Source organism: Luteolibacter sp. Populi (assembly GCF_040801775.1).
Taxonomy (GTDB): Bacteria; Verrucomicrobiota; Verrucomicrobiia; order Verrucomicrobiales; family Akkermansiaceae; genus Haloferula.
In genome coordinates, this window is record NZ_CP161812.1 from 274,331 (window position 1) to 297,649 (window position 23,319).

A 23,319-nucleotide genomic window follows, 5' to 3' on the forward strand; every position below is an offset into this window, starting at 1 on the left:
GAGGCCACGATCGCTGCCTGGCGGCCCCGCTGCGCCGCCGGGAAACCGGGCTGCCGGAACTCCTCGACGCGGCGGGGCCGGTGGCTATGCTCCAAGTCTTCGTTTTCAAACAACGACCTCCCATGAACACAACCCCTCCCCAGGCCGGCCCGGCCTTGAAGCGGGCCTTCCCTTCATTCCGCAGGAAGGCGCAGCCTCCTTCGCCTCCGTTGATTTATTCGCTCGCGCTCGTTCTGCTCACGGCGCTTCCGGTCTCCGGCACCACTGGAACGATCTATTACAATAGTTACGGCGCCCCGCCCGCCAAGACCGTGCGCGCGATCTCCGTGGATGGCACGAATGGCCGCGAGATCTCTCTCCCGGTGCCTTCGCCTGCCCTCCCGGTGGTCTCGCGCGATGGCCGCTGGCTTCTGGTCAGCTCGGGCGGTCCACTGGCGAGCGTCATGCTCAGCCAGAATGTCTTCCGCACCGATCTGGTGACGGGGGTGACCACGCAGGCCACCCGCTTCATGGACACCTACTCGGACGGCATCACCACCTACGAGAACCACAACGGCGAGCCGGACTTCGACACCTATTCCTACTACACCACGCACCTGCCGAATCACAAGGCCTTCTCGCCGACCGGGGACCGCGTCGCCACGCTCGACCTCGCTGCCGTGTCGGGCAAGCAACCCGGTGGGATCCGTCTCGCGGCGCTCCAATCGCCGGTGCTCGAAGTCTATCCCGTCCCGCAAACCACCCCGGTGGCGACCTGGCTCGCGGCAGGGTCCGAGCGCACGGGTGTGAACCAAGCCGGCGACGGCTTGGACTGGCATCCCACCCTCGAGCAACTGGTCGGGACCTTCCGGGCGAACATTCCGCTGACCACCAACTACGGCCCGCCCGCCGAAACCGAAGGAACGATCCTGAGGGTCTACGCCACCTCGGGCGCGAGCCCCTCGATCCGGCCACTGACCACGCCCACCGCGCGGACCTACATTGACTTTAGCTCGGGTCTCATTCTCAGCGAAACCGAGCAGGATTATGCCCCTTCCATTTCACAGGATGGCAGCAAGGTGGCCTACGTCCGGAATACCCTCGCGTCGGACTCCCGGGTTGCCGGAGGGGCAATCCGGCTCGCCCGATGTGCGATCCGGATCATCAACTACAACGGCACCGGCGACTACGAACTCGCCGCCTTCGGGAACAACCTTTGGATCAGCAAGGTCGCCTGGTCGCCGGACGGCACGGAGATCGCCTTCGATATCGCGCCCCGGCTGATCTCGAATGGACTGGAACTGCAGATGGGCAACATGGCCCAATCGGAAATCTACATCGTGCGGGTCAGCGACGTCTCCCTGCGCTTTCTGGCTGCCGCGCCGGCCGCCTTTCCCAGCTGGTCACCGCTGGGCTTCACCCAGGTGCCGGCCGAGCTCCCGGGGGTTCGCGCGACTCGTGCCGGGGACGTGATCGAGCTGCAACTTTCCGGCCTGACGATCGGCCGGAAATTCGACATCGAGATCACGACCGATCTGGAGGACTGGACCATCGACCGGACCATCACCGCCGCGACGGTTAACCAGACGGTGTCCTTCCCCTTGTCCCCGATCATTCCTGCGCGGTTCTTCCGGGTCCGTCCCCGCTAGCGGGTGGGAGTTCCCCGGGCGGGGGAAGCAGGAGCCTGCTTCAGACCTTCACTGCCACGACCTTGCCGTCTTTCCAGGTCAGGAGCGGCATTTTCCAGCGCCGGTGCTCGGCACGGAGCTCGCGGGCCATCTTCTTCGCCGCAAGCAGGCCGCGTTCCTTCGACGTGATTTCGCCGGAGGCTAAAGCTGGCACCGGATCTTTGGTCGCTCTTTTCATGGAAGCAGCAGGTCGCTCAACTTCGGGAGGCTAGCCTCATCCGAATCGAGAAGCAACTTTGGAGGTTCGGAAACGTTTTCCCAGAGGAACCACGTGTTTGCGAGCGGTGCGTAAATGCCCGCGAAATTCTCGACGCTGCGCCAATATCGGCGGTGGATATCCTCGGTCGGGATGTGGTGCCCGCCTTTCCGGACCCGCTGGGCCACCCGGCGGACCGCCAAGCTCGGGGAGGGAAGCCACAGGTAGTGGATCTCGACCTTGAAGCCGGCTGCCTTGGCCTTCTTGAGAATTCCCGCCTGGGCATGCCCGCTGAGCGTGGATTCAAGCGCAAAGGAAACACCGCTGGCCACGCAGCCATCGATCTCTTCCAGCAAAAGCCTGCCCGCCTTCAGGGCGACCGATCCGGGGGACAGCGGCGAAAGACCGCGTGCGATTTCGTCGGCATTCAGGAAGCGCGGCGAGACCGGGAATCCGGTGGTGAGGAAGGCCCTCGCAAACGTCGTCTTCCCCGCGCCATTGCATCCGGCGAAGAGGTAGAGCACGGGAGGGTTCACGCTGTTAGGCTAACGTAGGCCGGAAGTTTGCCAAGCACGGCAACAGTCCGGGGGGCACGGATCCCGGAGGTAGCGGCCAGGGACTAGGAGCCAGTGGGTTCGGTTATCGAATTTTGAATTGCGACAGCGGAATTTGGGCGGATGTCTCAAAATTCAAGGGCTGGCCCCACCGATGGTCCCGATCCTTAAGGTTGCTACCGATCCCTTTGGAGAATTCCGTCAAATAGCTCCAAGAATCGAGTGACAATCCCCTTCTTTTCAGGCATCGGCACACTCGTAATCAAGCTTTGCAGCAATAAATCTAGCTTCCTGAGGCCCGGTAATATCTCTTTCGCCAAAAGATCCCTAATCTGTTTTGGATCTGGAGGTTGATTAGCACTGCCGGCCATATGGACAATACGCCCCCGATGGCCCCCCAATGACGACATCGCTGAAACCCAAGATTTGTCTAAGTCTCCCTCGATTCTCACCCCCAATGGAACCAAAAGGACCTTAAGGTGCTTCTCCCTGAGCCCATGGTTTTTTCCGATTTGGACGCCATACTGATCTCCGGCGCACGCAAGTCTCTTCTCGATGTTCTTGTCTTTAACGGGAGCTTTGTGATCAATCGTTATCTCATCTTCCAGTTCACTCCATCGTGAGTAACACATTGCGTAGAGTGAAAATATCACCCTATTTGCTATTCGTGATTGATTCCACTGATCCAAACTAGATCTTGCTGCAGAGATGCAAATCTCCTCAAGAAAAGCTTCAATCTCAGCATGCGCAAGGCTTACGAAAGCTCTTGTCGAATCATACTGTTGATCTGTATATAGGCCTGTTTTGTCAAAGGGTCTCGGCAGCAGATGAATGCGGAGTTTGGTAATGCGATTCTTCAGAGCGTAGTAGTTGGCTGAAGGTGGCATTGAACGAAAAGGGAATTAGAAGCCAACTACAGGTGGGGGGACGTCGGTTTGATAGGCGCTATTCAAAGCTTGATAAAAAGCGCTAAATCGGTATCTGGTGGACTCGAGGCTTTTTGTCGTTCTCTCAATGGATTCAACGAAAAACGAATCTGTCGAGCAAAGGTTCTTAAATGCATCGACACAAAGACCCCCGTTAAATTCGATGTTTTCACGAAATTCTGTATCCATGAAAGCTCGGATCATCACATCAAAAACCGATCGATTAAACCGCTTTTCAAATCTCGCCCCAACCCACTTGCCGTAGTTGAAGTCTTTTCCAAACGTAATCTTTGTTAGTGCGTGGGCTTCCTCGAAGGATGAAAGCTCGGAGACGAAAACTTGCGAAGTGTCAGCCCACAGATCATTGAACTCTTTGCATGATTCATCTAAAAAATTCTTGAGGTTTCCCCGGTAATCTTGGATTCGATTCTGAAAAGAGAAGAAACGTACTATAAGTTCGACGTCGCGCATTCTGAAATCGGGGCCTTTAAGCTTTAGGATGTCACGTATCGCATGACTTGTGGTGGCTGCTTCATCGGCGAAATCGAGGAACGGTCCAGGATGGAGCGCTTGCCGAAGCTCTTGCGGGGAGAGTGGCTTGCTACCCCTGTTTAGGCGGACAAAAACATGGAAAAGCAGAGCCTCCGAACGCCAACCCCGAACGACAACAGTGCGGATGGGCTGGTTTTCAAATGCGGTCAGCTCATTTCTCAAATGAAGATCCCTTTCAATGTCTTCAAATGTCATTCTGTCCAAATCTGGTCTGATTTCTAAGCCGCTAAGTCGGAATGACTTGTAGTCCTTGTCGTTGGCTTCAGCCGTGAACTGCCGTAAGCACAGCAGCCGTTGCTTCCCATCCAAAACAATGTATTTTCCTCTGGTATGTTTGTGCTCGGCTAAAACTATTGGAGGCACAGGAAGTCCCAAAATTAGAGACTCGATGAATAGGCTTTTGCGCTTGCTCTCCCACGCATCTCGTCGTTGAAATTTAGGATTTAGCTCAATGTTCCCTTTCTTTAGCTGAGTCAGCACGGTCTCAGTTGTCCAGTCAGTTCCAGTCACAGAGACATGTGAAATCTCACTTTGGCTTACACTGCCAAAATCAGACTCATCCTCAGTGCCGTAGGGCAGAGTCGAAAAATCATCGTCATCGCTTATCATGAGCCGTCTTTCTTGCAGGTAGCAAACTTGGTTACGCCGGCATATAAACCTCCGCCCCTTTCTCTACAAACTCTTTCGACTTTTCCTCCATCCCCTTCGCAATCGCTTCTTCCTCCGCCAATACCCTGCTCCGCCGCGTACTGCCGCACATCCTCGCTGATCTTCATCGAGCAGAAGTGCGGGCCGCACATGGAGCAGAAGTGGGCGGTCTTGGCGCCGTCCTGGGGGAGGGTTTCGTCGTGGAACTCGCGGGCGGTGACGGGGTCGAGGCCGAGGTTGAACTGGTCTTCCCAGCGGAACTCGAATCTGGCGTTGCCGGGGGCGTCGTCGCGGTACTGGGCACCGGGGTGGCCTTTGGCGATGCCGGAGGCGGGTGTGGGGAGGAGAGAGATCATGGGATCGATCGGCGACCGGAGAGGTGGCGAGTGTTAGGGTGAGGCCTAGCGCGCTCTTCGCATCGATTCCAGTTCCTTTTTGAGCGGGAGCCAATACTCCTTGTCGAGAGTCCGTTCTGCCTGCTCCTCGGCGAAGAGGGCGCTTTCGAGGGCGGATTCGTCGTGGGCGAGCGCGTGCTGAAGCAGGGGACGGCCACCGATCTGCTGCCGGGAATCTTCAGTCCATCTCGTGGCGCACTCGATCAGGAGGGAAGGGGTTCGCAGCTCCGTCAGCCAGAAATGGATCTGTTCCGCGGTCGGGTTAGCCGAGAATTCGAAATAGTGGGCTTCCACCAGGCGGCGGATCATCGGCCAATCCTTGTCGCGCTGGGTTTTCTTGGCCAGGACGAGATCAGGAAGGCTGAGAAGGTCGCAGACGATACCGTCCGGGGTCTCGAGGGTAGTGCGCCGTTCCCAGAGTTCGGGGAAGGAAGCCACGCCGCGCATGGAAGACATCACATCGACGCGCATGCCGGCGGCCTCCGGATGGCGGCAGCGGAAGTGAACGGCATGCCCGCGGTGGAGGTGGGCGATCTCGAAATCCGGAACGGCGATGGTGTCCGCCTGAAGTTCGTCCAGGGCGGACCTGAGATGAGTGAGGTTTTCGTCGCTGGCGAGGATGGCGAGATCGGTGTCCCGGCTAAACTCCGCTGCGCCGTAGAACACGCAGGCCTGGCCGCCCATGAGCAGGCACTGGACGCGGTGCCTGCGCATCGAAGAAAGGACTTTGAGTATCGGGTTCGGGATCAAGGCTTCCTCCTAGGGCGATGTAGGTCTCCCAGAGCTTCTCGGATTCGGCCCAGCGCTGGGCGGGGGTAAGTCGATACCACTCCGCCCATTCGCTGCCGACGAGTTCTTCAGGCTCGACCATGACGGGAAGCTAGCAGGCTCACGCCGGCGTGTAAACCTCCGCGCCCTTCTCCACGAACTCCTTGCTCTTCTCCTCCATCCCCTTGGCAATCGCTTCCTCCTCCGCGATGCCCTGCTCGGCGGCGTATTGGCGGACGTCTTCGCTGATCTTCATCGAGCAGAAGTGGGGGCCGCACATGGAGCAGAAGTGGGCGGTTTTGGCACCGTCCTGGGGGAGGGTTTCGTCGTGGAACTCGCGGGCGGTGACGGGGTCGAGGCCGAGGTTGAACTGATCTTCCCAGCGGAACTCGAAGCGAGCCTTGCTGAGGGCGTTGTCGCGGTACTGGGCACCGGGGTGGCCCTTGGCGATGTCGGCGGCGTGGGCGGCGAGCTTGTAGGTGATGACGCCGACCTTCACGTCCTGCTTGTTCGGCAGGCCGAGGTGTTCCTTCGGCGTGACGTAGCAGAGCATGGCGCAGCCATACCAGCCGATCATGGCGGCACCGATGCCGCTGGTGATGTGGTCGTAGCCGGGGGCGATGTCGGTGGTCAATGGCCCGAGGGTGTAGAAGGGGGCCTCGTGGCACCACTCGAGCTGCTTGGCCATGTTCTCCTCGATCATGTGCATGGGCACGTGGCCGGGGCCTTCGTTCATGACCTGGCAACCCTTCGCCCAGGCGCGGGTGGTGAGCTCGCCCTGCACTTCCAGTTCGCCGAACTGCGCCTTGTCATTCGCATCCGCGATCGAGCCGGGGCGCAGGCCATCGCCGATCGAGAAGGAGACGTCGTAGGCGGCGCAGATGTCGCAGATCTCGTCCCAATGGGTGTAGAGGAAGTTCTCCTTGTGATGCGCGAGGCACCACTTCGCCATGATCGAGCCGCCGCGGCTGACGATGCCGGTCATGCGGCTGGCGGTCATCGGCACGAAGCGCAGCAGCACGCCGGCGTGGATGGTGAAGTAGTCCACGCCTTGCTCGGCCTGCTCGATGAGGGTATCGCGATAAAGTTCCCAGGTGAGGTCCTCGGCCTTGCCGTTCACCTTCTCCAGCGCCTGATAGATCGGCACGGTGCCGATGGGCACGGGGGAGTTGCGAAGGATCCACTCGCGAGTGGCGTGGATGTTCTTGCCGGTGGAGAGGTCCATCACGGTGTCCGCGCCCCACTTGGTGGCCCAGCGCATCTTCTCGACTTCTTCCTCGATCGAGGAGGCGACGGCGGAGTTGCCGATGTTCGCATTGATCTTCACCAGGAAGTTCCGGCCGATGATCATCGGTTCGCACTCCGGGTGGTTCACATTGAGCGGGATGATGGCGCGACCGGCGGCGACCTCGCTTCTCACAAACTCTGGCGTGATCTCGGCGGGGATGCGCTGCGGGAAGCGCTTGAAGATGCCGGGGGTGCAGGGGCTATCGGGCGATTGCGTGGAACCCGCGTGCTGCTTGTCGAGGTGATTGCGGACGATGTCCTCGCTCATCTCCGCGATCTTGGCGCGGCGCATGTTCTCGCGGATGGCGACGAATTCCATCTCGGGGGTGATGATGCCTTGGTCGGCATACCATTTCTGCGTGACGGGCTTGCCAGTAGCCTTGAGCAGTTGGCGGCGGTCGGCGGTGAGGCCGGGGAACTCGACGAACTTGTTCGCGCGTTCCGATTTGGAGGCGAACTCGACGTGCTTCTCGGTGAGGTAGCCATTGTCCTGCGGCTGGACCTTGCGGCCCTCGTATTCGGCGACATCGCCGCGGGCGAGGACCCACTCGCGGCGGAGCGGCGGTAGGCCTTCGTCCGAGCTGCCGGTGAAGGCGGGATCGCCCCAGGGGCCGGAGCAATCGTAGACGCGCACGGGCTCGTTCTTCTCGATGCGGCCGTTGAAGGACTTGGTATCCGCGAGCGCGATCTCGCGCATCGGCACCTGCACCGCCGGGTGAAGCTGGCCCTGCACGTAGACGCGGGTCGAGGCGGGCAGGGGAGCGCGGGATTCGTCGTGGTTCGAGGCACCGGTGGTTTCTTCGGGCGAGATCATGACTTTGGCAGATTAAGAGATTGGCGATTGGGAAATTGAGGAAACGAAAAAGGCCGCACGGGAACGCGCGGCCTTGAGGAAAAGTTCGGTAATGGACGAGCTTCCTAGGGCGGTGCGATCCGCTTCAGGTTCGGAGGATTTTCGCCGCGTGCGCCGGCCGTTCTCAGTTCCGCGATCGGGGAACTCTCCTGTCGTGTCGGGCTACCATAAATGGGATGCGGCGGCTGCCAAGCGGGAATTGGGGCAGGCGGGGGGACGAAACGCGGAGGCGCAGGGGGCGCGGCGAAGTAGCGCGGTTCTCCAGAACCGCGGATGTGGGCGGGTAGCAATACCTTCCCCGTGCCGCTAAGGGGAGAGCATGGAGTGATTCGGCAGCTTCCGGTGCTCGGGGACGCGAATGTTCGCGGCTCTGGAGAGCCGCTCTACTTGCCTGCGGCGAGATGCCGGACGAGAGCGGATTCCCGGCCTGCCTCATCCATCAGGGCCGGCACGGCTCACCTACTTCCCCGCCTTCATCCCCACATACTTCGCCTTCAGCTCCTCGGCACTCGCACGGAGTGTTTGGGCAGAAGGGAGGGCCTGATCGACCTTGGACTTCGCTTCGGTGATCCCGGCACTGGTGGCGGCGAGCTTCTTCTCGAGATCGGCGATCTTGGCCCGGGCGGCCTCAACTGCCTTCGGTGTTTCAGCATCTGCGGGCTTGGCTTCGAGCTCCGCGGTTTGCTTGCGAGCTTCGGCGAGGGCGGCGGTTTGTTCGTCGGCGGTCTTGGTGAGCGCTTGGAAATCCGCCACCAGGCCCTCGGCATCGGCACCCTGCTTGTCGGCTTCGGCCTTGGCCTTGATCGCCTGTGCATTGACCTGAGCGGCCGTCCAATGGCGCTCGCGATCCTGAAGCACGGGGAGCCGCTGCTTCATCTGTTCGAAGCTTGCCGCGACTTCGTTGGCGGTTTTCTCGACCGGCGGGATCGCATCCTTGGCAGGCTGGATCGCGGCTTCGCGGGGCTTGATCGCCGCTTCCGATTCGGTGGCGGTTTTGGCGGCTGCGGCGATCACTGCCGGCAGTGTTTCCGCGTCCTTGCTCAAAGCAGCCACCTCGGCATCGAGCTTGGCGGTTTCCTCGGTCGCGGCCTTCTTCTTGTTTTCCAACTCTGTTAGAGCGCCTTCTTCACGGCCCTTTTCGGAACGTGCCGATTCGAGATTCGCGGTTGCGGCCTCCACCTTCGGGCGCTGCCCGTTCACGCTGCCTTCGAGTCCGGCGATGGCGTCGTTGCGGTTTTCGGCGCGAGCCTTCGCCAGTTCGTCTTCCAGTCGCTTGAGTTCCGCGACGGCGGCTTCCTGTTCCTGGGCAAGCGTGGCGAGCTTTTGCGCCACTGCAGTGATCAGCACCTTCTTGGCTTCGGCTTCCTTGGTCGCGCCATCGAGCTTGGCCCGGGCCTGTCCCGCCTGCTCCTTCTTGGCGGGCAGTTGCTGGTTCGCTTGAGCCAGCTTCTGCTCGCTCTCTTGCTTGAGCTTGGTGGCGTTCGCCTGCGATTCCTTCGCTTGGGTCACCGCGGCTTCGGCATCGGCGAGCTGCTTGCGCGCTGCCTCCAGCTTCTGCTTCGAGTCATTGGCCGCGGCTTCGGACGCGGCGAGATCCTGCGGATAAGTCCGGATCTGCTCGCGGATGGTCGCCAGGCGGCCTTCGAGCGAAGGCGGATTCGCGTCGAAATTCCCCACCGGATTCCCGCTGGCGATGTCCCATGCGCTGACCTGCCCGCGGTAGTCCGCGGCGAAGGCCCGCTTGCCCTCCGAATCGATGGCCACGGCCACCGGCAAATCCGGCAGATCGGCGTGCTCGCGGAGCGGATTGAAGTCCGCCTTCCAGAGCTTCACCTTCTTGTCCCGGCCCGCGGTGATGAAGGATCCATCCCGCGCCCAGGCGAATGCCAGCACGCCGCCCGGGTGGGCATCCAGCTTCTTGACCTCGCTGCCGCCGCTCATCTCCCAGAAGCGCACCGTGCCGTCTTCCGAAGCGCTCGCCAGCAAGTTCGAGTCCGCGCGGAAGGAAGTCGCCGTGATCGCCGCCTGGTGCGCCCGCAGCGTCTGGTATTCACTGCCGCTGTCCGACTCCCAGACCCACACGCCGCCATTGCGGTCGCCGGTCGCGAGCAGGATGCCATCCGGCGAGAAGTCCAGCGCGGTAACCCACTCGGTGTGCTTCTTGATCGAGCGCAACTGCGAGCCGTCTTCCGCCTTCCACATCTTGATCAGCCGGGAAGGGGAGCCGGTCGCCACGATCGAGAGGTCGGGCTTCAGGTCGGTCGCCAACACGGCGTCGAATTCCTTGCCCGCCACCAGCATCCGCTCGCCGGTGACCACATCGAAGGTCACCGTCACCCCGGATTTCCCGGGCACCCCGCCGCCGACGATCAGGTAGCGGGCATTCGGCGTGAAGGCCAGCGCCACCGGATCGCCCTCGGGGAAGGGCAGCACGCCGGCCAGCTCCAGCGTGTTCGTATCGAAAAGCAGCACCTGACGCTGCCCCGTCACCGCCAGCAGCGGTGCCCAGGGCGAGGCCGCCATGGCATTCACGGAGGAGGCGCGCGGGGCCAGCACCGGCGGATCCAGCAGCACATCCTGCGGGACCGGCGGCGGGCCGTCCGGCTTCTGGTCCGCGGCGGAGGCGATCGAGGTATCGAACTTCGGCTTTGTGGGCTTCCGCGCGGAGGAGCTCTTGTTCTCCAGCAGCCCGCCTTCGATCCAGGCCTTGAGAATATCGATCTGCGAGCCGCCGAGCTTCTCGCCTTCCGGCGGCATCTTCGGCTCCGCGGTCTGCATGACCACGACGATCAGCTTCGAGCCGACGTCGCCCGGTTCGGCGATCTTGCCGCCAGAGCCGCCCTTCATCGCCCCTGAGAAAGTCGAGAGATCCAGGCCGCCCTTGGCCTTGTCCGGATTGTGGCAATTCAGGCAGCTCTGCTGGAAGAGCGGCAGCACATGGTCATCGAAGGTGACCTTGTCCGCCGCACACAGCATGGCTGCCTGGGCCATCCAAAGAATCGTCGTGGGTGCGAGCTTTCGGCGCATTCACAGCCCGATACGGAAGCATGTGTGACGATTCTTGCGGCGAAATGGTGTTGGATGAAAGCGCACGCCAATCCGGGTCAATGCGCCGTAAACCGTCTCACTCCCATAACGACGAAACCCGGCATCCTCGCGGATGCCGGGTTCGCCAAAAACACACTCAAAAAATCTGGAAACTCAGGAACCAAGCGGAAGCCGGAGACTGAAAATCGAGGAAATCAGGCCCAATCCCAGCGGGATCAGCGAGGCGATATCGCCGTTCACGCTCTTCGAGAAGTAGAAGAAGGCATTGTGCTGCGGAGTGGGGAAAAGCACTTCCGGCAGTGTCAGGAACAGGGTCGCCGCGATGGCCGGAATGGCCGCGGCAATCATGAAGCCTGCCGCGCGGCGGCTGAACTTGCCCTTCAGCAACAGTCGGGGACCGTCGATGAACCAGTTGCGGAAGAACTCCTTGTCGAAGTGAGACAGGATTTCTTCCACCGTTGTTTGCCGCCTATGGTCTTCCCGGGTTACGGGATCCTGCGAAGCATCCGCGGCGACAGCGGAGTCATCGGTATTGGCTGGGTGGGACAGCATGGGCGACGTTCTACCCGCGATCGCGTAGGTAGACAATCTTTTTAAATGTATTTTTGAACGAACCTGAGTTTCCGGTGTCGTGAGTAAAAGAATGCCGCCGTGCGCTGCCGCTAGGCTCAATGATTGAAAATGAACTCCTTCGAGTTCAGCAGCGCCCAGAAGACGTCGTTCAGGATCGCCTGCTTTTCCTTGTCGTCCTTCCCCTCGTTCACCGCGGCCATCAGCTTGGTCTGTTCCTCAGCCACCGGTTCGCGGTTCACGGTCTTCAGGTAGAGCTGCCGGATCACTTCCTCAGGCGCCTTCTTCTGCTCCAGCATGCCCTGCACGAACTTGCCCTGCTGGATGCGGTTGTGCGTCGCATCGCCATTGAGAAGGTGCAGCGCCTGGGAGAGGTTCGGCTCCATCTTCACCTCGCAGGAGCACACCGTGGCCCGGGTCGCGCGGCCGAAGGTCGTCAGGAAGTAAGTGGACGTATTACCGTCCGCGATTTGCACCGCCCGCGAGCCCAGCGGCAGGCCCTTGAATTTGTTCGGCGTCTGGGTCGCCTGCGAGATGCAGTCGAGCAAGACCTCCGCCCGCACCCGCCGCACCACCGAGCGCGAGAAATTCCGCTGGTCGGTCTCGTTCGTCTCGTTGGTCGCGCTGGAGAGCTGGTAGGTCCGGCTGGTGCAGATGTCCCGCACCAGCTTGCGCACGTCGTAGTTGTATTCTACCAGCTTGCCGGAGAGCGCGGCCAGCAGTTCGGGATTCGAGGGCGGGTTGGAGATCCTCACGTCGTCCACCGGATCGGTGATGCCGATGCCGAAGAAGTGGGCCCAGACGACGTTCGAGACGTTGCGCGGGAACCATGGGTTGTCCTTCGAAGTCAGCCACTCCGCCACCGCCTCGCGGCGCGTCTTCTTGCCGAAGTCGTCGGGCGTCGGTGCGCCGAGGAAGCGCGGCTTGACCGGCTTCTTGGTCACCAGGTGCGGCACCTCGCCGCCGCCGTCGAAGACGATCCGTTCGCGCGGGTCCTCGGCGGCCTTGCGCTTCACCTGCGCGAAGAAGGAGGCGAAGCCGTAGTAATCATCCATCGTCCAGCGGTCGAAGGGATGGTTGTGGCACTGCGCGCACTGGATCCGCGTGCCCATGAAAACCTGCGCGACGTTCTCGGTCAGCTTCAGGGTATCCTGCTCGATCTGGAAGAAATTCGTTGGCGGGCTGGAGAAGGTGCCGCCTTCCGAACCTAACAGCTCCCGCACCATCTCATTGAAGGGCACATTCCCGGCGATCCGGTCGCGCAGCCAGTTGTAGTAGCCCAGCGCCGCCTTGTAGGAGACCTGCTGGCCGCCGTTGTTGAAGGTGCGGATCTGCAGCAGTTCCGCCCATTTCATCACCCACATTTCGGAGAATTCCTTGCGGGCGATCAGCTCGTCCACCAGCAGCTCGCGCTTCTTGGGATCGGTGCTGGCCAGGAATTGCTCGCGCTCGGAAGGCTCGGGCAACTTGCCGACCACGTCGATGAAGACGCGGCGGATGAAGGTCTCGTCATCGCAGAGCGGGGCCGGGATGATCCGCAGCTTGTGCAGCTTGTCGTAGACCAGCTTGTCGATGTAGTTGAACTCCGGCAGCTCGGGCCGCGTGTAGTCCAGCTTCTTCGGGATCACGATCGACTGCGCGACTTCCGTGAAGACCATGAAGCGGCCTAACAGGAAGGCCTCGCCGCGGTTCTTCGAGACCGACATCCCGCTGCGCTTGTCCATCGAGACGGAGTTGTCGTTCGAGGTGGAGAAGGACGAGAGCGCGGTCACGTCGCGGTCGGTGCCATCGGAGTAGGTGGCCTTCACGGTGTAGGGCGTCTCCAGGCCTTCGCCCTTCAGCACCACCTGCGGGGGCTCGATCGCGATCCCGGTCGGCGCGGCGATCTCGCCCTGGTCATACTCGGCACCATCCTTGATCCAAGCGACCAGGGTTTCGTAAGGCGCACTGCCTTTCTCGAAAAGCTTGCCGCCGGTATGCGGCACCGCGCCGATCAACTTGGTCACCATCAGCGACTCCTCCGGCAGTGCCAGATTCACGCGTCGTCCGGGATTTTCCCGGGTCAGGCGAAAGTGGTCGCCCTGCGGATCGAATCCGAAAAGCGTGAGGTGAAAGCCATCCTTGCCGCGCGCCGAGCCGTGGCAGGAGCCGGTATTGCAGCCTGCCGAAGTCAGCACCGGCATCACGTCGAGTTGGAAGGAAATCGGCCGCGGCTTGGCGGCGTCCTTCACGATCACCGGCACCTCCGCCTTCAGCCCGCGGTATTCGAGCTGCAGCGTGGTGGTGCCGTCCTTGAGCGGCTTGAGCAGGGTGCCCTCCAGCTTGGCGATCGTCGGGTCGGCGAGGGTCGCCTTGACCTGTCGCGTCGCGTCCTGGGTGGCGGCATCCTTGAAGCGCGCCATTACCAGCACCTTGTGGAAATCCGCCGCGGTCTCCAGCGTCACCGTTTTCGGAAAAGGCTCGATCGACCCGATCTCCGGGTCCGCCGGCGCGTCCCAATCCGGCAGCGCCGACTTCGACCGCGGTGCCAGCACCACGCCCTCCGTCCACGGCGCGCCCGCGGCCAGCCAGGCCTCCAGTGCCGCGATCTCCTCCGCCTTCAGCGGCCCGCCCTTCGGCGGCATCATCTCGTCGTCATCCTCGTCGAGCTTCACCCGCTTGAGGATTTCGGACTCCGCGTGCTTCTCCAACAGGATCGATGGGCCGGAGTCGCCGCCCTTCAGGAATTGCTCCCGCGTCGTCATCAGCAGGTCGCCCTTGGTCTTGTCCGGGCAGTGGCAGGACACGCACTTGGTTTCCAAGACTTTCCGCGCTGCATCGAAGCTGGCGGTATCCGCGGATGCCAGCCCCGGCAGCCACAAGCCGCCCCACAGGGCCAGCTTACCAATTGCGGAAATGCCGGGAGTCACGAAACGATGCATGCTCACCCTACGGCGCAATCATGAAACGCTTTTCATCTACTGAAAACTAAGGCCCGTAGCACGGACGGCTCTTCCCTTGGGAGCGCGGAGCCACCGGCCCGCAGAACGGTCCCTCGCTGCCCTCAGCATCGAATGAGGTGTGCTGGATTTCTGGACCAACAAACTCCAGAATCCATGTCCATGAATCCCAAGCCACGCAGGCAATATACCGAGGAATTCAAAGCCCAGGCCGTCGCGCTTGCCGACACCGGCCGGTCCGTCACCGAGATCGCCCGCGAACTCTGCATGAGCGCCAACCTCCTCCATGGCTGGAGACAGGCGGCAAGGCGCGCGCAGGGCGGCAGCGAAGGCCCGCGAGCCGCAGGCGAGGGGGACGCAGCGGACGACCTGCGCGCGTTGCGCCGCGAGCTCGCCCGCCTGCGCCAGGAAAATGACATTTTAAAAAAGGCCGCGGTCATCCTCGGGACCAGTCCCCGGCCGGACTCCGCGCCATGATCGGGGAAATCCACCGCGCCACCGGCCACGGCATCCGCCGGATCTGCGAGGTCCTCGAGCTGCCCCGCAGCAGCTACTACCACGCCGCCGCACCCACCCCCTCCAAACGCTCGGACAAAGCGGCCGGCGATGCGATTGAAGAAATCTTCAAGAGCCACCGGCGGCGCTACGGCCACCGCCGCATCTGGCACGAGCTTGCCGGGCGCGGCATCACCTGTGCGCCCGCCCGGGTCCGCAGGCTCATGGCCGAGCGCGGCCTCAAGGCCATCCAGCCCAAGACCTTCGTGCCGAAGACCAGCGACGGCCGGGCCGACAAACCCTCGCCCAACCTCATCGCGGGAAAGGAGCTGCCCGACCGGCCGGACCAAGTCTGGGCGGGCGACATCACCTTCATTCCCACCGCCTCCGGATGGCTTTACCTCGCGGTGGTCATCGACCTCTGCACGCGCCGCATCACCGGCTGGTCGCTGGCCCGCCACATGCGCGCCGGGCTCGTTGCCGATGCTCTCGCCCAAGGACTCGGCTCGCGTCGTCCGGCCCCGGGCCTGATCTTCCATAGCGACCGCGGCAGCCAGTACCGGAAGCTGCGAATATCGCGCCATGCTCTCCCGGGCCGGCATCTGCCAGAGCATGTCGGCACGGGCCAACCCCTACCACAACGCGTGGAGCGAATCGTTCATGGCCACCCTCAAGAAGGAGATGCTGCAGGGAGGCTGCTTCATTGACGGACAGGACGCCCGGACCGAAATCTTCAGTTTCATCGAGGGCTACTACAACACCCATCGCAGGCACTCCTCGCTCGGCTACCGATCCCCGGCCCGATTCGAGGCCGAACTCATTCCGTCCAACTAACCAACAACCGGTCCAAAAATCCGTTGCATCTCAGAAAGGCAGGCAGCAAAGCGGCGGCGCTTCCCACTCCTGTCACGCCGTGTCCGCTGCTCCTGGGGTCGCTTCTGCGGGGCAGTGCCTCCGCGGTCCCAGGCGCTGGCGCGTCAGTTAGCCCGCCTCCCTCCGCTCCGTCCGCCCCATCCACACCCCGAAGTAAAACGACCCCGCCGCCACCGCCATCCCACCCAGCGCGATCCACAGCGTCCACGACTTTTCATCCCTGTCGCTCCACGTATTCAGGTCGTCCGGATCGTTGCCCGCGGTTTTGGAGACTCCATCCGGCCCGCAACTGTAGAGCCCGAAGCCGTCTTTCAATCCCTCGCCCGCCACGTAGCGGTAGGGACGGCTCCACGGATCAAGCGGAATCGAAAAAAGAGACTGTCTCCACGGCTTTCCCGCAGGCAGTGAAGCGGGCCGCGTTATCAGCGCCTGCAGGCCCAAGCCCGGCGGCGGAAGCTCTCCAGCGAGGTTCCGGTAGGACTTGATCGCGGAGCTGATGGAGTTGAGGTCCCCGGGGATTCGCTCGGACTTCGCTCCCTCAGAGGTACTCCATGCGAGCATCCCTCCGAAAAACAGTGCGTGGCAAACCGGCATCGACACGCCGGGATAAACCCGCCGCCCGCCACTTTTGCCGGGAGAAGCCGCGCTACACTCTACTTCTTCTGCCGCAACTGCTCCAGCCGCGACAGCGGCTTCTCCACCGGCGCGGCCGGGGCTGCGGGATCCACCTTCGCGACCTCCGGTTGGGGCGGGGGAGCGGGGGCGTTTTCGGAGGGCTTGTCGATCCGCAGGGTCCCGCCTTGGCCGACTTGATGCAGGATCGTGGTTCCCTTTTCCGGCACGGTGACCCGGCAGAAGAGCGCCGTGTGCTTGCCCACCGCCGCGTCCGCCGCGATCTCCACCGGGAAGTTCACCTGCGCCTGCCCGCAAGGGAAGGCCACCGGTGCGGTCTTCGCGCCGTGCGGCAGGCCGAAGAGCTCCGCCGTTGCATTGCCCTCGAACTTGCCAGGAAAATCCAGCTTGCAGATCATGGTCGTCGGCTTGCCCTGCTCAGTGGCGGCCATGTCCATCGCCATCGTCAAGTAGGGATCGGCGACCCGCAGCGGCACCAGCGTGGTCGAGACCAGCACCGGTCCTTGCGGGGTATTGGCTTCGCCAAGCACGCAGACCTGCCACTCGGCGGGAGGGGCTTCACCATTGGCATTGATCTCGTAGAGCGCCTCGCTCTGGTCGCCGTTCATCGTCACCGTTGCCGGCGATCCGATGCCCGGCGGATTCCACAGAAAGCGCAGCGTGATCGCCTCGGCGTAGCCTTCCTTGCGCTGGGCCTTCACCTTGAGTTGCATCGTGCCGTTCTTCACGATCGGCACCGCGGGCGTCTCCAGCTCCAGCTTGTAGGGAGCTTCATCGATCACCGCCACCGGGATCCGGTCGCTGGAGGCCGAATGATAGGCGCCCTGGTTGTTGATCTCCACATGGTGGATCGTCTCTCCCATGAGACCTGCGATGTTCCGCGGATCATCCAGTGCCTTGAGCTTGAAGCGGTGAAGGCTACCCGCGACGGGCGCGTCCGCCGCAGCCTCGAAGATCACCGGCACCGCGGTCACCGAGCGCTGCACCTTCGGAGCATTCATGCTCACCCCGCCGGGCAAGCTCTCCGCTTCCAAACTTACATCGCAGCCGATGTTGTCGCGGGCGATGTTGACCATCGCGGCGTAGCGGTTCCCGCGTGGCACCGGGATCATCTTCCACTTCTGGGAATTGTCCCGCTCCACCACCGGCAGCGAGGCGCTGATGCCGACGACGCGCTTCTCCAGCTCCACGCGATAGGTGTAATCCGGACCGCCGCGCCGCAACTGATCGCGGATCACCAAATGATACTCGCCATCCTCGGGGGCCTTCCACAGCGGCATCAGCGGATCGAGCCCGCCCTGGTCGTCGTTGTTGGCCAGGTTGTCGCCCTTCTCCTTTCGGATGGAGAGCACCGCATCCAGTGGCGAGCGCAGTTCGCGCGCGATCACGCGGACCGTGAATTCCTCGTCCTTGGCTGCCTTGAAGCTGAAGAAATCGACATCGCCGTCCTTGTCGATGATGCCGTAGCCGACGCAGGGCCGGTCCGGCAGCGGCGTGGATTCCTTCACGCCGTTGTTAGGTTCCACTTCGATGGCAGAGGCCATCGGCGAGACCTTGATCCAGTGCGGAGAAGGTACCTGGACCCCGTCGCGCGCCGGGAAGAGCGGATAGTGTTCCGGGGCATCCGCCGGGATCGTGATCTTCTCGGTGAAGTCTCCCGCCGGATCGCCGATGAATTTGAACTCCACCGTCTCGCCCGCCTTCGCGCCGGTCGGGAAGACCGCCTTCGGCCGGGGAAAGGTGCCGATGCTCACGCGGTACTCGCAGTTGTCGTTCCCCTCGTAGGCCGCTTCCCGCACCAGCACGCAGTAGTCGCCGTCCTCGGGGATGATCGTCGAGACGAAAGGATCGGTCCGCAGCAGCGCCGCATCGTCGCAGGACGCGATCTCGAAGCCCTTCGGATCGACGATCGCCAAGTAGGAGTCGAACATCGTCCGGCCCAGGCGCATCGCCTCCACCTCCGCGGTGAAGCGCTGGCCCTTCTTCAAACTACACACATAGTAGTCCACGTCCTCCTGCTTCGCGATGCCCTGCACGGTGGTATTCAGCTCCACCCGCTGGGCTTCGGCCTGCTTGTCGTTCGGGTCCGCCTCGTTGACCACCGGGAATTGCCCGATGAAGAAAGACCGCAGGAAGCTCACCCCGCCGCTGGTCCGCACCCGCAGCCCGTGCTCGCCCAGCGGCGCATCCGGCTTGATAAAGATCTTGGCCGAAGCGTGCTTGTCGTTCTCCACCGTGAAGCCGCGGAACTCGATCCCGGGCTCGTAGGCCAGCACCTCCTGGATGCCGTCCAGGCGCTCGCCGTGGAAATGCATCTCCAGTTCCACCCCACGCTGTCCGCCCCGCGGCTCGATCAGATTGAGCGTCGGCGTGAACCCGGCGAATGCGGTGCCGGTGAGGAGCAGAAGAGCGGTGAGCGGACGGGACATGGCGAAAGAGGTGATGAAGTATCGGGCTCCGGCTCTTCAGCCCCGAAGGGGCGACCGGGAGAAAGCCCGGGGTGAAACCCCGGGTTTGGTGTGCAGTAAGGGAACGTGCCCTGAAGGGGCACCGGGAGTGTTATTAGAAAGGAACGTGTCGCGACTACCGGCCTCCCGCCCCCCCTTTAGGGGGAGTGAACTGTGCGGCATCCCAACCCGGGCGGTGCCCGGGGCTATCTCCCGGACGCCCCTGCGGGGCTCAGGAGCGCGACCGCCGCTCATCCGGTCCCGGGATTCTTCCACACACTTCATTCGACATTCGGAAATTCGAATTCGTCATTCCCCCTAAGCTTTCTTCGCCAGCAGCACGTCCAGCACATGCCCTCCGTCCACAATCTCGATCGGCCGCCCGCCTGGAGCCATCAGCTCCTTGTCGCCGGTGATCCCGATCTGGTTGTAAATGGTCGCCGAGAGGTCTTCCACGGTGATCCCGTCGGTATCCACCCCGCCGCCGAGCGCGTCGGAGGATCCGTGCACGTAGCCCTGCTTGAAGCCGCCGCCGATCATCGCCACCGAGAACACGCTCGGCCAGTGGTCGCGGCCGCCGGTCGCGTTGATCTTCGGCGTCCGGCCGAATTCCGTGGTCACCATTACCAGCGTCGATTCCAGCATCCCGCGGCGTTCGAGGTCGCGGATCAGGGTCGCGATCGCCTTGTCCACCGGCGGCATCTGGTTCTCCATATTGCCCTTGATATTGTCGTGGTGGTCCCAACCGCCTACCGTCAGCGATACAAAGCGTGTCCCGGCCTCGACCAAACGCCGCGCCAGCAGCATCCGCTGTCCCGCATCGGTGCGGCCATATTCATCCTTCAGGGCATCCGGTTCTTCCTTGAGATTGAAAGCTTCACGTGCCGACTGCGAGGAGATCAGCTTGTAGGCGTGTTGGTAGAAGGCATCCATCGCGTCGATCGCGTCGCTCTTCTCCAGCGAGCGGAAATGCGAGTCCACCGTCTCCAGCAGCGAGCGCCGCCGGTTGAAGCGGAACTCGTCGCAACCGTCAGGCAGGTTCAGGTCGCGGACCTGGAAGTTCTTGTTGGAAGGATCGGAGCCGAGCGCGAAGGGCCCGAAGGCAGACGATAGATAGCCCGAGCCCGCAAACTCGTTCGGCACCGAGGGCACGCAAACGTAGGGCGGCAGGTTGTTCTTCGATCCCATCTCGTGGGAAATCACCGAGCCGTAGGAAGGATACTCGAGGGCAGGGGAGGGCCGGTAGCCCGTGAACATGTTATGTGTGCCGCGCTCGTGGGCCGCCTCGCCGTGCGACATTGAGCGGATGATCGTCATCTTGTCCGCGAGCTGCGCCAGATCCTTCATCTTCTCGCCGAACTGCACGCCGGGCAGCTTGGTATCGATGGCACCGAAGGGACCCCGGTATTCGGCCGGCGCGAAGGGCTTCGGGTCGAAGGACTCCTGGTGCGCCATCCCGCCCGGCAGGAAGATGTGGATGATTCCCTTCGCGACCCCTTCCTTGGTCTCGTAGAATTTCTGCTCGGCCTGCGCCTTCTGCATCAGGAATTGCGGCAGCGTCAGCCCCAGCCCGCCGACCAGGCCGACGTGCAGGAATTCGCGGCGGGATGTGTAGCGGTGGAGCGGATTGCCCGGGCAGAACGGTTTCATGGGTAGAAGGCGGTTTTCAAGAGGGCTTACGGCGGAACCCGTGAGGAATGTTTCATCGCAGCGAAACGAATTTCCAATCCAACAGAAGGGTTGGCGGCGCGGTCCGATTGTTGCATCCTCTTGGCATGCAGTCCCCCGAGGTCAATTCGCTGGAGGTTTTCGGCCCGATAGGGGCAGGAGCCTGCGGCAGGGTTTACCGTGCCCGCGATGCTTCCGGTGCCCACGTCGCCGTCAAGGTCTTCGATCCCGCCGCCGTCAATCGCGCCCTTCTCGAAGAAATGGCCCTGCGCGCGGAGGATCCCGCCTGGCCCGCCGGAGCCCTCCCTGAAATGGCCGCGGACTACCGCGGCAAGCAGATCGTCCGCATCACCCCCTTCCTCGGCGACGAGGTGGAAGGGACCTGGATTCCCCGCTCGCTCCAGCACCGCCTCGACCGCTTTCCCGGCGAGCATTCCTGGCCGGTCGTGCTGGAATTCCTGCGCGCCCTGACCCTGCTCCACGAGCGCCAAATCGCCCACGGCAACCTCAAGCCGGGGAATGTCTTCTTCGACGATTCCGGCCACCTCGTCCTCACCGATTGGGCACTCGGCAACATGCCCGGCGTCGCCAATCTCGATTACACGGATGCCATCCTCTATCAGCCGCCGGACCAGCTCCGCGCGCCGGATGGCTACCTGCGGGAAAAGGGCTACCGCTGGGATGTCTTCGCCTTCGCGGTGATCGCCTACCGCCTCCTCACCGGTGCCTTCCCGCGCTGCACCAAGACCTTTGACGACGTCGCCCCGGAGTCCGGCCAGACCCGCCGCGACGGCATCGCCGCCAATTTCAAGAGCATCGCCAAGGTCCTGGAATCCCAGCCCCAGGTCACGTGGTCCGATGCCGCCTCGAACGCGCTCGAAGGCGCCTACCGCGGCATCCTCGACCGCTGCCTGGCGCTCGACCCGAATGCCCGCCCGGCCAATGCCGGGGCCGTGCTCGCCCTCTTCCACGCCGCCGACAAGGAACTTGCCGCCGATCAGCAGCGCGATGCCGTGCTCGACCAGCACCGCCATGCCCGCCGCAGCGTCGGCCGCGCCAATGTGGCCGCCGGCGTCCTCGCGGGTGCCGTCGTGATCCTCTCGGTGCTCTACCACATGAAGCGCTCGCAGATCTCCGCGGAGGAGACCGGCCGCAAGGGCGACGTCAGCAACTACGAGTCCCTCATCAGCGAGGCCACCAATGCCCGCGCCGCGATGGAGAACGAACTCTCCGTGATCAAGGAGGCCTCGGAAAACGAGCGCCGCAATCTTCAATACGACAAGGATCGCTGGCTCGCCCGCCTGCAGTCTTCCCGCGCCACCTCGGACCACCTCTTCGCCTGGGCGATGGAGAAGGGTCACCGCCGCCTGCCACCCCTCGATGGCCGCGAGCGGCGTCTCAAGCGTCTGGAGGACTACTTCCAGGATTTCATCATCAAGACCGCCGAGATCCCCGACCTCAAGGAAGAGCGCGCCCGCGCCCGCCTTCAGCTCGCCGAGGTCTCGCTCGCGAAGGGCGATCCCAAGGAAGCCGCCCTGCGCTTGGAGGAAGCCCTCGCCGCCGCGCCCGATCTGCCCTCCGGCCCGGATCTCGACCTTCGTCTCGCCACCGACCGCCTCTTGCTCGCGCTGCTGCTCCAGGAGCGGAATGACGAGGGTGCCGGCCCGGCCTTCAAGATCGCCCGCAAGGCCCTCGAAGCGATCCCGCAGGCGGAGGTCGATGCCGACCGCGTGCAGGAACTCCTGGCCATCCTCGACTTCCACGAATCCCGCCTGCTGGCCGCAGCCGGCAAGGACTCCGACGCCTTGGAAGGCCTGATGCGCGCCACCGAGGTACTCAAGCGCCTCACCGCCCAGCGCCCGGATGCCACCATCCTCCAATCCTCGCTGGCCTCCTGCTTCCTCTCCTCCGCCACCATCCTCGATGGCATGGGGCTGATGGGCGATGCCCGCGATACCCGCGCCAAGTCCGCCGAGATCCTGCTCGGCATGCTCAAGGAGAACCCCGGCGACTACGACCTCCGCCTCGATCTCGCCGGCAGCTACGGTGCCATCGCGGAGGCCGCCATGCTCTCCGGGGATATCGCCGCCACCGAGACCATGTCGAAGAACGCGGTGAAGTTGTTAGAGGAGGTCAAGAGCCAGCGCCCGGAGGACCCGGACGTCCGCTCCCTGCTCGCCTCCCAGCGCTGGCTGATGTCGCGCATCCTCCGGGACCGCGGCAATGCCGCCGAGGCCCTGAGCGTCATCGACGACGGCATCCTCCTGATCGAAGGCATCGCGGTCGACGAGTCGGCCGATCCGGTCGCCAAGTATCGCCTGGCCCTGCTCTTCTGGCAGAAGGGCCTGCTGCTCACCTCGGCGGACCAGCAGGAGCAAGCCATCGATTTCCAAACCCGCTCCGCCGCGATTCTCCGCAAGCTCGGCGACTCCGACTACGGCCTGGTCCGCAGCGAACAGATCCGGCGCTCCCTCGGCTACGTGTTAGGCGATCTGGGCCATGCCTCGCGCCTCGCCAAGAAGCCCGAACTCGCCCAAGCCGCCTTCGGTGAAGCCGTCTCGATCTGGTCCATCCTCAATCGCGAGCGCCCGCAAAACGAGGAATACGAGGAATGCCTCGCCTGGAGCCAGCAGCGCCTCAACGGCCCGTAAAAAGGTGGTCCGCACAGTCCTCTGTGCGGATGAACGGTCCCTAGCAGATCCGTCCCCAAGGGTATGTAGTCCCGCCTGAAGGCCAATGCCGTTAAGGACCTGTTAGATCACCGCGCGAAATTACGGCTCGTACTACGGAAACGTTTGTT

17 protein-coding genes, 1 pseudogene and 1 riboswitch are annotated in these 23,319 nt (G+C 62.9%); of the genes and pseudogenes, 5 read left to right on the plus strand and 13 right to left on the minus strand.

Annotated features, from left to right (window positions below; genetic code table 11):
• The first annotated feature begins 122 nt into the window (after window positions 1-122).
• A complete protein-coding gene (locus tag ABWK72_RS01070; RefSeq protein WP_367872925.1) occupies window positions 123-1,628 on the plus strand; it encodes a hypothetical protein in 1,506 nt (501 codons plus the stop codon).
• Between the two features lie 40 nt (window positions 1,629-1,668).
• Here ABWK72_RS01070 and ABWK72_RS01075 read toward each other — a convergent pair whose 3' ends face one another.
• From ABWK72_RS01075 to ABWK72_RS01120, 10 genes and pseudogenes are all read right to left on the minus strand, one after another.
• Window positions 1,669-1,845 carry a hypothetical protein gene (locus ABWK72_RS01075; RefSeq protein ID WP_367872926.1) on the minus strand — a complete coding sequence of 59 codons (177 nt, stop codon included), beginning with the start codon at window positions 1,843-1,845 and terminating at the stop codon, window positions 1,669-1,671.
• Window positions 1,842-2,399 (minus strand): zeta toxin family protein, encoded by a 558-nt coding sequence (locus ABWK72_RS01080; protein ID WP_367872927.1) that lies wholly within the window; start codon window positions 2,397-2,399, stop codon window positions 1,842-1,844. Before ABWK72_RS01080 ends, ABWK72_RS01075 begins: the two co-directional genes overlap by 4 nt.
• A 194-nt stretch (window positions 2,400-2,593) precedes the next feature.
• Entirely contained in the window at window positions 2,594-3,304 is a 711-nt protein-coding gene (locus tag ABWK72_RS01085) for a HEPN domain-containing protein (protein ID WP_367872928.1), read from the minus strand.
• Between the two features lie 15 nt (window positions 3,305-3,319).
• Window positions 3,320-4,504, minus strand: coding sequence for a DUF262 domain-containing protein (locus ABWK72_RS01090; RefSeq protein WP_367872929.1), 1,185 nt, complete (start codon window positions 4,502-4,504; stop codon window positions 3,320-3,322).
• A gap of 31 nt (window positions 4,505-4,535) precedes the next feature.
• Window positions 4,536-4,875, minus strand: a pseudogene (locus tag ABWK72_RS01095) (phosphomethylpyrimidine synthase ThiC); the annotation flags it as partial.
• Window positions 4,876-4,944: 69 nt separating this feature from the next.
• Window positions 4,945-5,652, minus strand: coding sequence for a hypothetical protein (locus ABWK72_RS01100; protein WP_367872930.1), 708 nt, complete (start codon window positions 5,650-5,652; stop codon window positions 4,945-4,947).
• Window positions 5,653-5,827: 175 nt separating this feature from the next.
• Complete coding sequence (gene thiC, locus ABWK72_RS01105; RefSeq protein WP_367872931.1) at window positions 5,828-7,807, minus strand: phosphomethylpyrimidine synthase ThiC; 1,980 nt, start codon at window positions 7,805-7,807, stop codon at window positions 5,828-5,830.
• An 83-nt stretch (window positions 7,808-7,890) separates the two neighbouring features.
• A riboswitch (TPP riboswitch) is annotated at window positions 7,891-8,007 on the minus strand.
• Window positions 8,008-8,305: 298 nt separating this feature from the next.
• Window positions 8,306-10,873 (minus strand): c-type cytochrome domain-containing protein, encoded by a 2,568-nt coding sequence (locus ABWK72_RS01110; protein ID WP_367872932.1) that lies wholly within the window; start codon window positions 10,871-10,873, stop codon window positions 8,306-8,308.
• Between the two features lie 174 nt (window positions 10,874-11,047).
• On the minus strand, window positions 11,048-11,566 hold the full coding sequence (locus tag ABWK72_RS01115; protein WP_367872933.1) for a hypothetical protein: 519 nt from the start codon (window positions 11,564-11,566) through the stop codon (window positions 11,048-11,050).
• Window positions 11,563-14,385 carry a PSD1 and planctomycete cytochrome C domain-containing protein gene (locus tag ABWK72_RS01120; RefSeq protein WP_367875304.1) on the minus strand — a complete coding sequence of 941 codons (2,823 nt, stop codon included), beginning with the start codon at window positions 14,383-14,385 and terminating at the stop codon, window positions 11,563-11,565. The genes ABWK72_RS01115 and ABWK72_RS01120 overlap by 4 nt, the downstream gene beginning before the upstream one ends.
• Window positions 14,386-14,565: 180 nt before the next feature.
• On the opposite strand from ABWK72_RS01120, the gene ABWK72_RS01125 reads away from it, so the two are divergent.
• Genes ABWK72_RS01125 through ABWK72_RS01135 form a run of 3 tightly spaced genes read left to right on the plus strand, consistent with a single transcriptional unit; the run spans window position 14,566 to window position 15,732 of the window.
• Window positions 14,566-14,880 carry a transposase gene (locus ABWK72_RS01125; protein WP_367871810.1) on the plus strand — a complete coding sequence of 105 codons (315 nt, stop codon included), beginning with the start codon at window positions 14,566-14,568 and terminating at the stop codon, window positions 14,878-14,880.
• Complete coding sequence (locus ABWK72_RS01130) at window positions 14,877-15,605, plus strand: IS3 family transposase (protein ID WP_367872934.1); 729 nt, start codon at window positions 14,877-14,879, stop codon at window positions 15,603-15,605. The genes ABWK72_RS01125 and ABWK72_RS01130 overlap by 4 nt, the downstream gene beginning before the upstream one ends.
• On the plus strand, window positions 15,511-15,732 hold the full coding sequence (locus ABWK72_RS01135) for an integrase core domain-containing protein (protein WP_367872935.1): 222 nt from the start codon (window positions 15,511-15,513) through the stop codon (window positions 15,730-15,732). The genes ABWK72_RS01130 and ABWK72_RS01135 overlap by 95 nt, the downstream gene beginning before the upstream one ends.
• Before the next feature lie 147 nt (window positions 15,733-15,879).
• On the opposite strand, the gene ABWK72_RS01140 is transcribed toward ABWK72_RS01135, so the two are convergent.
• The 3 genes from ABWK72_RS01140 to ABWK72_RS01150 form a co-directional block, all read right to left on the minus strand.
• The gene (locus tag ABWK72_RS01140; RefSeq protein WP_367872936.1) at window positions 15,880-16,332 is read right to left on the minus strand and encodes a type II secretion system protein GspG; all 453 of its coding nucleotides are present in this window, start codon (window positions 16,330-16,332) and stop codon (window positions 15,880-15,882) included.
• Between the two features lie 92 nt (window positions 16,333-16,424).
• Window positions 16,425-18,833 carry a peptidase gene (locus ABWK72_RS01145; protein WP_367872937.1) on the minus strand — a complete coding sequence of 803 codons (2,409 nt, stop codon included), beginning with the start codon at window positions 18,831-18,833 and terminating at the stop codon, window positions 16,425-16,427.
• 336 nt (window positions 18,834-19,169) lie between these two features.
• Complete coding sequence (locus ABWK72_RS01150; RefSeq protein WP_367872938.1) at window positions 19,170-20,501, minus strand: DUF1501 domain-containing protein; 1,332 nt, start codon at window positions 20,499-20,501, stop codon at window positions 19,170-19,172.
• Between the two features lie 125 nt (window positions 20,502-20,626).
• Here ABWK72_RS01150 and ABWK72_RS01155 point away from each other — a divergent pair, with 125 nt between their 5' ends.
• On the plus strand, window positions 20,627-23,170 hold the full coding sequence (locus tag ABWK72_RS01155) for a hypothetical protein (protein ID WP_367872939.1): 2,544 nt from the start codon (window positions 20,627-20,629) through the stop codon (window positions 23,168-23,170).
• The last annotated feature ends 149 nt before the right edge of the window (window positions 23,171-23,319 follow it).